13 protein-coding genes are annotated in these 11518 nt (G+C 70.3%); 4 read left to right on the plus strand and 9 right to left on the minus strand.

All coding sequences use genetic code 11. From position 1 onward, the window contains the following. Window positions 1–25 precede the first annotated feature (25 nt). The 8 genes from AB0J78_RS26185 to AB0J78_RS26220 all read right to left on the minus strand — a co-directional run bounded on the left by AB0J78_RS26185 (window position 26) and on the right by AB0J78_RS26220 (window position 6833). Window positions 26–1462, minus strand: a complete 1437-nt coding sequence (locus AB0J78_RS26185) for an MBOAT family protein (RefSeq protein ID WP_363793422.1) — start codon at window positions 1460–1462, stop codon at window positions 26–28. Window positions 1463–1569: 107 nt separating this feature from the next. Continuing rightward, a complete protein-coding gene (gene rlmB / locus AB0J78_RS26190) occupies window positions 1570–2526 on the minus strand; it encodes a 23S rRNA (guanosine(2251)-2'-O)-methyltransferase RlmB (RefSeq protein ID WP_363793424.1) in 957 nt (318 codons plus the stop codon). Between the two features lie 3 nt (window positions 2527–2529). Then, a complete protein-coding gene (cysS, locus tag AB0J78_RS26195) occupies window positions 2530–3918 on the minus strand; it encodes a cysteine--tRNA ligase (protein WP_363793426.1) in 1389 nt (462 codons plus the stop codon). A gap of 82 nt (window positions 3919–4000) precedes the next feature. Next, window positions 4001–4681, minus strand: a complete 681-nt coding sequence (locus AB0J78_RS26200) for an HAD-IA family hydrolase (protein WP_363793429.1) — start codon at window positions 4679–4681, stop codon at window positions 4001–4003. A gap of 141 nt (window positions 4682–4822) precedes the next feature. Then, window positions 4823–5059 carry a hypothetical protein gene (locus AB0J78_RS26205; RefSeq protein ID WP_363793431.1) on the minus strand — a complete coding sequence of 79 codons (237 nt, stop codon included), beginning with the start codon at window positions 5057–5059 and terminating at the stop codon, window positions 4823–4825. 100 nt (window positions 5060–5159) lie between these two features. Then, the gene (ispF, locus tag AB0J78_RS26210; RefSeq protein WP_363793433.1) at window positions 5160–5636 is read right to left on the minus strand and encodes a 2-C-methyl-D-erythritol 2,4-cyclodiphosphate synthase; all 477 of its coding nucleotides are present in this window, start codon (window positions 5634–5636) and stop codon (window positions 5160–5162) included. Next, window positions 5633–6325: a 2-C-methyl-D-erythritol 4-phosphate cytidylyltransferase gene (ispD, locus tag AB0J78_RS26215; protein ID WP_363793434.1), complete on the minus strand. Its 693-nt coding sequence runs from the start codon at window positions 6323–6325 to the stop codon at window positions 5633–5635. Before ispD ends, ispF begins: the two co-directional genes overlap by 4 nt. A gap of 19 nt (window positions 6326–6344) precedes the next feature. Continuing rightward, entirely contained in the window at window positions 6345–6833 is a 489-nt protein-coding gene (locus tag AB0J78_RS26220; protein WP_132623361.1) for a CarD family transcriptional regulator, read from the minus strand. 299 nt (window positions 6834–7132) lie between these two features. On the opposite strand from AB0J78_RS26220, the gene AB0J78_RS26225 reads away from it, so the two are divergent. Further along, on the plus strand, window positions 7133–7714 hold the full coding sequence (locus AB0J78_RS26225; protein ID WP_363793436.1) for a hypothetical protein: 582 nt from the start codon (window positions 7133–7135) through the stop codon (window positions 7712–7714). A gap of 229 nt (window positions 7715–7943) precedes the next feature. Then, on the plus strand, window positions 7944–9332 hold the full coding sequence (gene radA / locus AB0J78_RS26230; protein WP_132623363.1) for a DNA repair protein RadA: 1389 nt from the start codon (window positions 7944–7946) through the stop codon (window positions 9330–9332). Here the strand turns inward: radA and AB0J78_RS26235 are convergent. Continuing rightward, window positions 9329–9928, minus strand: a complete 600-nt coding sequence (locus AB0J78_RS26235) for a hypothetical protein (RefSeq protein WP_363793438.1) — start codon at window positions 9926–9928, stop codon at window positions 9329–9331. The genes radA and AB0J78_RS26235 overlap by 4 nt on opposite strands. 137 nt (window positions 9929–10065) lie before the next feature. Here AB0J78_RS26235 and AB0J78_RS26240 point away from each other — a divergent pair, with 137 nt between their 5' ends. Beyond that, the gene (locus AB0J78_RS26240; protein WP_363793440.1) at window positions 10066–10968 is read left to right on the plus strand and encodes an A/G-specific adenine glycosylase; all 903 of its coding nucleotides are present in this window, start codon (window positions 10066–10068) and stop codon (window positions 10966–10968) included. Next, a complete protein-coding gene (locus AB0J78_RS26245; protein WP_363793442.1) occupies window positions 10968–11480 on the plus strand; it encodes a 2'-5' RNA ligase family protein in 513 nt (170 codons plus the stop codon). The genes AB0J78_RS26240 and AB0J78_RS26245 overlap by 1 nt, the downstream gene beginning before the upstream one ends. Window positions 11481–11518 lie beyond the last annotated feature (38 nt).

Below are 11518 nucleotides of genomic sequence, written 5' to 3' on the forward strand. Positions count from 1 at the left end.
ACCCCTGGTCATGGCGCGATGTTCGTCAGAACTGGTAGTACAGGAACGGACTGAACGTGCCGGTGGCCACCAGCAGACCCGAGTAGCCCAGGCCCGCCGTGAGGACCGTCGCGCGCACCGCGTACGCCTCGCGGGTGCGGACGGCCTCCAGGAACGGGCCGGTTCCCGAGCCCGCGGGCAGCAGCACAACGATCAGCGCGACCAGCAGGAAGAACAGCCGCTGGTGGGTCACCGAAGCCGAGACGATGTCGGTCAGCCCCGCCAGGTCCGGCACCAGCATGTGCCCCAGCATTCCCAGCGCGCTGCCCAGGTCCGGGGCGCGGAAGAACACCCAGCCGATCACCACGAGCAGCATCGTCAACGCCCGCCGCCCCAGCCGGAAGCGCCAGTCCGAGGGTGCCGTCGACCAGCCGAAACGGCGTTCCAGCACCAGCAGCGAGCCGTGGAAGAGCCCCCACACCAGGTACGTCCACGCCGCGCCGTGCCAGAAACCGGTGAGCACGAAGATGATCGTCAGGTTCCGGTAGGTCTTCGCGGTGCCCAGCCGGTTGCCGCCGAGCGGGATGTAGACGTAGTCGCGGAACCAGCGCGACAGCGACATGTGCCAGCGCCGCCAGAACTCGGTGATCGTCACCGACGAGTAGGGCCGCGCGAAGTTCTCCGGCAGCCGGAACCCCAGCATCCGACCCAGCCCGATCGCCATGTCCGAGTAGCCGGAGAAGTCGAAGTACAGCTGCATGGTGTAGCCGATCGCGCCCAGCCAGGCGATCGCGAACGTCATGTCGTGAGCGGGAGTCGCGAAGCAGGCGTCGACCATCGGCGCCAGCGTGTCGGCGATGACGACCTTCTTCGTCAGACCCCACGCGAAGCGCGGGAAACCGGCCGCGATGTCGTCGAGCCGGTGCGTGCGGCGCTGCGGGAGCTGATCGGCGATCTCCCGGTAGCGCACGATCGGACCCGCCACCAGCTGCGGGAACATCGCGATGTAGGTGATGAACGAGACCGGGTCGCGCAGCGCGGGCCGCTCGCCCCGGTAGATGTCCACCACGTAGGAGATGTGGTGGAACGTGTAGAACGAGATCCCGATCGGCAGCGCCAGCTGCAGCACCGGGTAGTCGCCGCCGAACCAGCGCGCCAGCACCGCCAGCTGCTCGGTGGCGAATCCCGCGTACTTCCAGACCAGCAGGATCGTCAGGTTGAACGCGACCACGCCGACCAGCAGCCACCTGCGGCGTTCCCGCTGGCCCGGCCATTCGGCACCCGGTTCCAGGCGACGACCGGCCAGGAAGTTCACCGCGATGCACGCCAGCAGCAACAACGTCGTGCCGCCCGCACCGCTGGCGTAGAACACGAGGCTGGCGACCGCGACCACGACGTTGCGCCCGCTTCGAGGTGCCACCAGGACGACCGCGAGCACGGCCGGCAGGAAGAACCACAGGAACAGCGGTGAAGCGAACGACATGAAGGGCCTCGGTTGCGGGAGGCCCACGCCTCCTCGGTCGGTTACCGGAGAAGGAGCCTAACCGAGGCCCGCACGCCGCATGCCCGGAATGGACCGGGCTCTCACCCTCACCTGATCCGGCGCCGCCGGGCCACCTCGGACAGCACCACACCGGCCGCGACCGAGGCGTTGAGCGACTCGACACCGGCGGACATCGGGATCGACACCGTCTGGTCGCAGGTCTCCCGCACCAGGCGGGACAGGCCCCGGCCCTCCGAACCGACGACGACCACGAGCGGGCCGGTGGCCAGCTCCAGCTCGTCGGAGGTGATGTCGGAATCGGCGTCCAGGCCGATGACCATCAGCCCGGCTTCCTTGTAGTCCTTGAGCGTGCGAGTCAGGTTGACGGCCTTGGCGACCGGCAGCTTCGCCGCCGTGCCCGCGCTGGTCCGCCACGCCACCGCCGTGATGCCCGCGCTCCGGCGCTGCGGCACGACCACGCCGTGCGCGCCGAACGCGGCCGCCGAGCGGATCACCGCGCCCAGGTTGCGCGGGTCGGTGACTCCGTCCAGCGCCACGATCAGCGGTGGCAGACCGGTGTCCGTCGCGGCGGTCAGCACCTCGCCGGGGTGCGCGTACTCGAACGGCGGCACCTGCAGGGCCAGGCCCTGGTGCATCGCGTTGCTGGTCAACCTGTCGAGCTCCAGACGCGGCACGTCGAGCACCGGGATGCCGCGGTTCTTGGCCTCGCGGACCGCCTCGGTGACGCGGTCGTCGACGTCGATGCCCTGCGCCACGTACATGCCGGTGGCCGGGACGCCCGCGCGGACGCACTCCACGACCGGGTTGCGCCCGGCGACCAGTTCAGGCGAGTTCTCGGCCGACGCCTGGCGCTTCGCGCGCTGCTGATCGGCCTTGGCGCGCTGGTCGGCGCGCTGCTTGGCCGGGTGCGTGACGCGGTCCTCGGCCTTCGGCGTCGGGCCCTTGCCCTTGAGACCGCGGCGTCGCTGCCCGCCGGAGCCGACGACCATGCCCTTCTTGTTGGTCTTGCGCACACCACCGCGGCGTTTGTCGTTGCCGGCCACGAGTTACCCGTCTTTCAATGTCCACGTCGGACCGTCGGGGGTGTCCTCGACGGCGATCCCGCCCTCCTGCAACCGGTCCCGCAGCAGGTCGGCGGTGGCGAAGTCGCGCTCCGCACGCGCCTTCTGGCGCTGTTCGAGCACCAACCGCACGGCTTCGCCGAGCGCGTCGTGCGCGGCGTTGCCGCCGTCCTCCGCCCACTGCGGCGACAGCGGGTCCAGACCGAGCACGCCGGTCATCGCGCGCACCGCGGAGGCGGCGGCGCGGGCCGCCTCGTCGTCACCGCGGTCCAGCGCGGCGTTGCCCTCGCGGACCGCCGCGTGCACGGCTGCGGTGGCCTGCGGCGTGCCCAGGTCGTCGTCGAGGGCCTTGGCGAAGTCCTCGGAGACCTCGCTCGGCTCGACCGAACCGGTGCGGTCGACGACCTTGCGGACGAAGTTCTCGATCCGGCCGAACGCCGAAGCAGCCTCTTTCAGGCCCTCTTCGGAGAACTCGATCGTCGACCGGTAGTGCGGTGTCACCAGGTAGTAGCGCAGCTCGACGGCGCGGGCGCGCTCCAGCACCGCCGGAATGGACAGCACGTTGCCGAGCGACTTCGACATCTTCTCGCCGCTCATGGTGACCCACGCGTTGTGCATCCAGTACTGCGCGAACCCGTCACCCGCCGCGTTGGACTGCGCGAGCTCGTTCTCGTGGTGCGGGAACACCAGGTCCAAGCCGCCGCCGTGGATGTCGAACTCGCCGCCCAGGTAGAAGGTGGCCATCGCCGAGCACTCCAGGTGCCAGCCCGGACGCCCGTGACCCCACGGCGTCGGCCAGCTCGGCTCACCCGGCTTGGCGGCCTTCCACAGCGTGAAGTCACGCGGGTCGCGCTTGCCGGATGCCAGCGACTCGCCCTGCTGCACCTCGTCGAGGCGCTGCCCGGACAGCCGACCGTACTCGTCGCCGTAGGAGGCGACGTCGAAGTAGACGTCACCGCCGGAGGCGTAGGCGTGACCCTTGTCGATCAGGCGCTGGATCAGGTCGATCATCTGCGTGACGTGCCCGGTGGCGCGCGGCAGCACCGACGGCGGCAGGCATCCCAGCCGGTCGTAGGCCGACTCGAAAGCGCGCTCGTGCGTGGAGGCCCACTCCCACCAGGGCCGACCGGCGTCGGCGGCCTTGGTGAGGATCTTGTCGTCGATGTCGGTGACGTTGCGCACCAGGCGCACGTCGTAGCCCGAGTGCTGCAACCAGCGCCGCAGCACGTCGAAGTTCAGCCCGCTGCGGACGTGGCCGACGTGCGGAACGCCTTGCACGGTGGCACCACAGACATAGATCGACGCCACTCCGTCGCAGCGCGGGTGGAACTCGCGCGTCGTGCGGGTCGCTGTGTCATGTAGGTGCAGGCTCACGCCCCCGATGGTACGGGGAAGCACTTCGGGGCAATCACGACAGGCCGATTGTCGTCAAGGGCGATCTGGAAGGTGGGACGCCTCAGCTCAGCAGATCTCCGACCGCGTCGATCAAGCCGGTCCGGCGCTCGGTGGTGGGAGCGGGGTCGACGATCGCGACCTTGCATCCGACACCGGCCGCGCCGCCGTCGGCCTCCACGCTGTCGCCGACCATCAGCGCCTCCTCCGGAGCGACGCCGAGGCGTTCGCAGGCCCGCAGGAAGATCTTCGGGTCCGGCTTGATCACCTCTTCGAGGTAGGACAGCAGGAACTCGTCGACGTGCTTGCTGACGTCGAGCCGGTCGAAGGCCCGGCGGATGTCGAAGGCGATGTTGCTGATCACGCCGACCTTCACGCCCTGCTCGTGCAACCGGCGCAGCACCTCGGCGGTGTCCGGGTACGGGGTCCACTGATCGGGGTCGATCAGCCGCGCGTAGAGGCTCTCGGCCTGGGCGTTCGGGACTCCGGAGCTGCGCAGCACCTCGACGTAGACCTTGCGGTGCAGCACGGGGTCGAGGTCGCGGTTCTCCCAGGCTTCGATGAACTCGTCACCGAGCTCGGTGATCCGACCGGTCGGAGCGGTCATCCGGCGCATGATCTCGGCCTGCGCGGAGAGGTCGAAAGGGCTGCCGTCGGAGTCGGTGAGGTCGGAGTACCAGGACGGGTTCTCCTCCAGGCGGAACAGGGTGCCGGAGAAGTCGAAGATCACCGCTCGCAGAGTCACACCTGCAACGGTATGCGGGTTCGGCGAAGCGGACATGAACATGCGGCCAACCTCACGACCAGGAACGAGGATTTCCCCCGTTCGCCGCGCCCCGCTCCGGGAGCAGGCCGATCCGGAGCGAACATCGACGCCCTCGTCAGGCTAGAACTGCCCGCACTGGATCCGAGATTCCGGATTGTGGAAGTGGCGGCTCTGGTCGTTCTTCATCGGGAGGACGATGGCCGCAACGCTCGCCGAGGCGCTCAGCCACAGCAGCACGACCGCCAGCGCGAGGTCGAGCTCGTCGCCGAGCGACCAGAGCACGACCGACACCGGCCACAACACCAAGGGCTGCACAACGAGCAGCCGACGCACCCACCGGTTCCGCTCGATCAACATGATTCGAGCATCGCGCGCCCGGACCCCTGATCAGAAGAGCGCGGCCCCTGAGTTTTCCCGGACTCCAACTACCCGACACACCGGGGTACCTGCCCGTTACTCAGCGGAAAACCAACGCGGTCGCGACCGCCGCGATGCCCTCGCCACGCCCGGTCAGGCCCAGCCCGTCCGAGGTCGTGCCCGCGACCGACACGGGAGCTCCGACCGCCTTCGACAGCACCTGCTGCGCCTCCTCGCGACGCTTGCCGATGCGCGGCGCGTTGCCGATCACCTGAACAGCCGCGTTGCCGATCGCGTACCCGGCGGCGTCGATCCGGGAGCGGACCTCCTCCAGCAGCTCCGCGCCGTGCGCGCCGGCCCAGCGATCGTCGCCGGTCCCGAACACCGCGCCCAGGTCACCCAGGCCCGACGCCGACAGCAGCGCGTCGCACAGCGCGTGCGAGGCCACGTCCCCGTCGGAGTGCCCGGCGCAGCCGTCCGCATCCGGCCACTGCAGCCCGGCGATCCAGCACTCGCGCCCGGCCTCGACCGGATGCACGTCGACACCCTGCCCGACGAACGGCAGACGATCAGTCACTTGGGGGAACTCTCCTCGGTGGCCAGCACGGCCTCGGCGATCGCCAGGTCGAACGCGGTCGTGATCTTCAGGGCGTCGGGATGCCCGTCGACGGTGCGCACCTTGCCCCCGACGCGCTCGACCAGCCCGGCGTCGTCGGTGGCGATGTCGCCCGCGGCGGCGTAGGCCTGCCGCAGCACGTCGATGTTGAAGCCCTGAGGGGTTTGCACCGCGCGCAGCGGTGCGCGGTCGACGGTCTCCACGACCGTTCCCGACTCGTCGACCTTCTTGATCGTGTCCGTCACGGGGAGCACCGGGATCACGGCGGGCGCACCGGCCTCCACCGCGGACACGACATCGCGAATCATGGTCGCCGGGGTGAAGCACCGCGCGGCGTCGTGCACCAGCACGACGCGGGCATCCGGAGCCACCTCCGCGACAGCGTTCAGCGCCAGGCGCACCGAGTCGGTTCGCTCGGCACCGCCTGGCACCACGTGCGCGTTCGGCAGCGTGGCGAGCTCGGCCGCCACGACCTCGACCTGGTCGGGCGGCGATGCCACCACGACGTGCTGCACGCAGCCCGAGCCCAGCAGGCCCCGGACCGCGCGCAGCAGTAAAGACTCACCCTTCACCGGAACCAGCGCCTTGGGCGTGCCCAGCCCCAGACGCACCCCGCGACCAGCTGCGGGGACCAGCGCGACAACGCTCACGCTTCAGCCGTTCCGATGATCAAACCGCGGCGGCGAGGACTTCGTCCAGCAGTGTTTCCGCCTTGCCTTCGTCAGTGCCCTCCGCCAGCGCCAATTCGCTGACCAGGATCTGACGGGCTTTCGCCAGCATTCGCTTCTCGCCTGCGGACAGGCCACGATCCTTCTCGCGTCGCCAGAGGTCGCGCACCACTTCGGCCACCTTGTTCACATCGCCGGAGGCGAGTTTCTCGAGGTTGGCCTTGTACCGCCGAGACCAGTTCGTGGGCTCTTCGGTGTGCGGGGCCCGCAGCACGTCGAAGACTCGATCCAGACCCTCTTGACCGACGACGTCCCGAACACCGACGATCTCGGCGTTGTCCGCGGGAACGCGCACCGTCAGGTCGCCCTGCGCGACCTTGAGGACGAGGTACTGCTTCTCCTCGCCCTTGATCACACGAGTCTCGATTGCTTCGATGAGCGCGGCACCGTGGTGCGGGTAGACGACGGTCTCTCCGACCTTGAAAACCATGTGTCCTCTGCCCCTTTCGCTACCCCCACTTTACCACGTAAGGCAACCGGGCTTCGACCACCTCGCCATCCGTAATCGCAGGTCAGAGCATGGACGGGACTTGACAAGACCTGCTCCGACGTGCAATGCAGCTCCTTTCGGCCCTGTGAAACCATCCACTATGGACCGTCCAGACGGGTGGTCTCCCGGGCCTGTCGGAGCTCCGCGATACGTAGTTCGGCAAGCCCCTGCACGACCCCCGGGGGGCGGGGATTAAGCTCCACGTGGTTGTCCGGCAATCAGGAAGGGACGCTGCAACCGTGAGCCGCCCTCAGCACCTCAAGGCCGTCCGCCTGCGGTTGATCCCGGCCGCACTCGGACTCGGCGCCGTCGTCGCCCTCGCTGGCTGCAGTGCCGGTCAGATCACCGAGACCGACACGCAGGTCGCCGCAGTCAACGGCGGCAGCGGTGACGCGAAGCAGGTCGCCGTCCGCAACGCCACGCTCTCCTTCCCGACCGAGGGCGCGTTCTACCGCGCCGGCTCGTCGGCACCGCTGGAGCTCGTCCTGAGCAACCAGGGCCCGAACGACAAGCTGGTGCAGGTCACGAGCCCGTACGCGGCATCTGCGCAGGTCAGCGGCACCAGCGACCTCCCGAGCCGCACCGCTCTGCACGCGACCGGACCGTCGGCGCAGCCGGCGAGCGCCGGTCAGCGCACGGTGCAGATCACGCTGAACGGGCTCAAGCAGGACATCACGCCCGGCGTGACCGTCCCGGTGACGTTCGTGTTCGCGCAGGCCGGTCAGGTCACCGTGCAGGTGCCGATCGGCGAGGACCACAACCCGCGCCCGGAGCACGGCAGCCCCACCCCCGGCGGCCACCAGGCCGGCGGCGGTCACTGACCCACCACCTCACCTGAAGCCCGGGAGCGCCCCAAGCGCCCCGGGCTTCAGCGCGTTCACACCCCTTCTCCCCCACGCCACCCAACCCCCAACCCGGATTACCGCCGTATTCCGGGACCCGATTACGGCCGTGTGGATCGCTGGGGGCGGTCGGGGGCATCGCTCTTGGGAGGTTGGTGTCCGCGAGTCGGCTGGGGTGATCGTCGGGGTGGGTGGATAGCCTCGGCGCGTGCCGCCCAAGACTCGTTCTCCTCGTCCTGCGTTCCGCTGCGCCGATTGCGGCCATGAGGTCGCCAAGTGGGTCGGCCGGTGCCCCGGGTGCCAGGCGTGGGGAACCATCGAGGAGGCCGCGCCCGCCCGGCCTGCGCTGGCGAAGGTCTCGGCCGGGGCGCCGAGCACCCCCGCGCGGCCGATCGCCGAGGTCGACCTGGACTCGGCGCGGTCGGTGTCGACCGGCATCGGCGAGCTGGACCGGGTGCTGGGCGGCGGGATCGTGCCCGGAGCCGTCGTGCTGCTCGCCGGAGAGCCAGGTGTGGGGAAGAGCACACTTCTGCTGGAGGTCGCGCACCGATGGGCCTCCGGGTCCTCCCCCGGCGCGTCCCTGTACGTCACCGGCGAGGAATCAGCGGGTCAGGTCCGGCTTCGAGCCGAGCGGACCGACTCGGTGCACCCCGAGCTGTTCCTGGGCGCCGAGAGCGACCTGTCGGCGGTGCTGGGGCACGTCGACGCGGTCAAGCCCGGCCTGCTGATCGTCGACTCCGTGCAGACCGTCCAGTCGCCCGACGCCGACGGCAGTCCCGGCGGCGTGACGCAGGTGCGCGCGGTGACCACGGCGCTGGTGGCGCTGGCCAAGGAGCGCGGGCTCCCGGTCGTGCTGGTCGGGCACGTCACCAAGGACGGCGCGGTCGCCGGGCCTCGGGTGCTGGAGCACCTGGTGGACGTGGTGCTGCAGTTCGAGGGCGACCGGCACTCCTCGCTGCGGATGCTGCGCGGCGTGAAGAACCGGTTCGGCCCGTCCGACGAGGTCGGCTGCTTCGAGCAGCGCGACGACGGCATCGCCGAGGTGCTGGACCCGTCGGGCCTGTTCATCAACCGGCAGGAAGCCGCAGTGGACGGAACAGCGGTGACCGTCATGGTCGAGGGCAAGCGCCCGCTGCTGGTGGAGATCCAGGCACTGCTGATGAAGACCGAGATGGCCATGCCGCGCCGGTCGGTGAGCGGGCTGGACTCGGCGCGGGTGTCGATGATGCTGGCGGTGCTGGGCAAGCACGGGCACATCCCGACCGGCTCGCACGACGTGTTCGCCGCGACGGTCGGGGGCACCAAGATCGGTGAGCCCGCCGCCGACCTGGCGATCGCGATGGCCGTCGCGTCCTCCCAGACAGGACGGCCGCTACCGCCGAACCTGGTGGTGATCGGCGAGGTCGGACTCGCGGGTGAGATCCGCCGGGTCAACGGCGTGGGGCGGCGGTTGGCGGAAGCCGCGAGGCTCGGGTTCGACCGCGCGCTGGTGCCACCGGATCCGGGGCCGCTGCCCAAGGGCATCAAGGTCACCGAGGTCGCGACCATCAAGGACGCGCTGAAGCTGGTCCGCCGCCGCAAGCAGGATTCGGACTAGGGGATCACCCGGAACGGGGTCGGCGCGCTGGCGATCGAGGTGAGCCGGGCGACGGCCAGGTAGTCGCCGGGCGGCACCCGCTCCTGACGGGCGGTGCAGCCCGGTTCCGAGCTCAGGCCCTGCCAGAGCACGTCGTTGCGGACCGGTTTGCCGGGTTCGAGGACCGGCCGCTCGTTGGTCGATTCCGCGTAGCAGTCGTTGCTGGACCACACGTGGCGCCCGGCCGGGGTGGTCACCTCGATCTCGCGGAGCATCCGGTTGAGGTCGCGCACGCAGGGGCGGGGGCCGATGTTGATGACGACGACGGCGAGTCCGATCCGCTCGCCCGTCCGGAACGTCGGATGCCCGGCTTCGGAGGCCACCCGCAGCGTCTGGTCCGGGCACGCCTCCGGCCCGCTGTCGGCGGCCACCGCCACGGGCTGTTCCGGCGGTCTGGCCGTGTGCTGCTGCGTCGTGGCTGACGGTTCGCCGGTGCCGGTGGTCAGGGCGACCACGCCCCACCCGAGCAGTGCCACGACTAACACGGAGACGGATATCGCCACGGCGCGGCGGCGCCAGTACACCGCAGGGGGCAACGGGCCGTTCGGATCAAGCACGAACCGACCGTAACCCGACGGATACTCTGAATGGACCCCTAGATGATCGCCCGATGGGGCGTATCCACTACTGCTGAACGTGATCAACGGGCTTCTTTCGGGCGATCACCGATCGCCTGGCAGTATCTGAAGACGCCATGAACACTCCCACCACAGGAGCCGACACCCGGCTCGACCTCGACGCCCTGGCCGACTGGTTCACCGCCACCGCCCGCCCGCTGCCCTGGCGCGCCGCGGGCGTGACGGGCTGGGGTGTGCTGGTCAGCGAGACGATGCTGCAGCAGACGCCGGTCAACCGCGTGCAGCCGATCTGGGAGGAGTGGATGCGCCGCTGGCCGCGCCCCTCCGACCTCGCCGCCGAACCGCAGGGCGAAGTGCTGCGCGCGTGGGGCAAGCTCGGCTACCCGCGTCGCGCCTTGCGCCTGCACGAGGCCGCCGCGACGATCGCCGCCGAGCACGGCGACGTGGTGCCCTCCGATGTGGACACCCTGCTCGCGCTGCCCGGCATCGGCGCCTACACGGCTCGCGCCGTCGCGGCCTTCGCCTACGGCAGGCGCGCTCCCGTCGTCGACACCAACGTCCGCCGGGTCGTGGCCCGCGCGGTGCACGGCGCCGGCGACGCGGGTCCGCCGTCGACCAACCGCGATCTCGCCGACGTGGACGCGCTGCTGCCCGCCGAGGACGCGCCCGCGGCGAGGCTGTCGGCGGCGTTGATGGAGCTCGGGCAGGTCGTGTGCACGGTCCGCTCGCCGAGCTGCGAGCGGTGCCCGATCGCCGCCGACTGCGCCTGGCAGCACAACGGCCGACCGGCCTACGCGGGCCCGCCGAAGAAGGTGCAGAAGTTCGCGGGCACCGACCGGCAGGTGCGCGGCAGGCTGCTGGACGTGCTGCGCGGCTCGACCGGCCCGGTCACCCGCGATCAGCTCGACGCCGCGTGGAACGAGGCCGGTCAGCGCGATCGCTGCCTGGACTCCCTGCTGGTGGACGGGCTCGTCGAGCAGACCGACGACGGCCGCTTCGCGCTCCCCGGAGAGCGCTGATGGCCGACGCGCTGGTGTTCCACTTCGACGACGAGACCGAGGGGCGGATCCGCGACCTCTGGAAACGCCTCGGCGAAGCCGGAATCCCCGGCGCCGGCGACCGTCCGAGGGTGACGCTCGCGGTCGCGGGCAGCATCCCTGCCCCGGCGCGCAAGGCGCTGCGCGGCGAGCTGGAGCTGCTGTCGATCCCCGATCTGTGGCTGCACACGCTGGGCACGCTGCCCGGTGACGAGCGGATGCTGCTGCTGGGCGCGGTCGTCGACACCGAGCTGCTGGCGGTGCACTCGGCCGTGCACGACGTGCTGGCGGGCAAGGTGAAAAACCCGTCGGCCTACTACTTCCCGGGTGCCTGGATCCCCTGCTGCGTGCTCGCCGAGGGCCTCGACACCGACCAGCTGGCCGCCGCCTTCAGCACCCTGCTCCCGCCCGAGCCGGTGCGCGCCGCGGTTCGCGAGATCAGCATCGTCAACACCGGCACCGGAGACGCGGAAACCCTTCTGACGACCAGGTAGTCGTCGGGTGAGCGACGGAGTCGCTTCCTCCTCGCCTC

Source organism: Saccharopolyspora sp. NPDC049426 (assembly GCF_040676935.1).
In the GTDB taxonomy this organism is placed as follows: domain Bacteria; phylum Actinomycetota; class Actinomycetes; order Mycobacteriales; family Pseudonocardiaceae; genus Saccharopolyspora.

Coding starts and splice junctions, on each gene's coding strand:
- AB0J78_RS26220 (WP_132623361.1), bottom strand. CDS start 6,833: ATGGTTTTCAAGGTCGGAGAGACCGTCGTCTACCCGCACCACGGTGCC.
- AB0J78_RS26240 (WP_363793440.1), top strand. CDS start 10,066: ATGAACACTCCCACCACAGGAGCCGACACCCGGCTCGACCTCGACGCC.
- AB0J78_RS26185 (WP_363793422.1), bottom strand. CDS start 1,462: ATGTCGTTCGCTTCACCGCTGTTCCTGTGGTTCTTCCTGCCGGCCGTG.
- AB0J78_RS26205 (WP_363793431.1), bottom strand. CDS start 5,059: ATGTTGATCGAGCGGAACCGGTGGGTGCGTCGGCTGCTCGTTGTGCAG.
- AB0J78_RS26245 (WP_363793442.1), top strand. CDS start 10,968: ATGGCCGACGCGCTGGTGTTCCACTTCGACGACGAGACCGAGGGGCGG.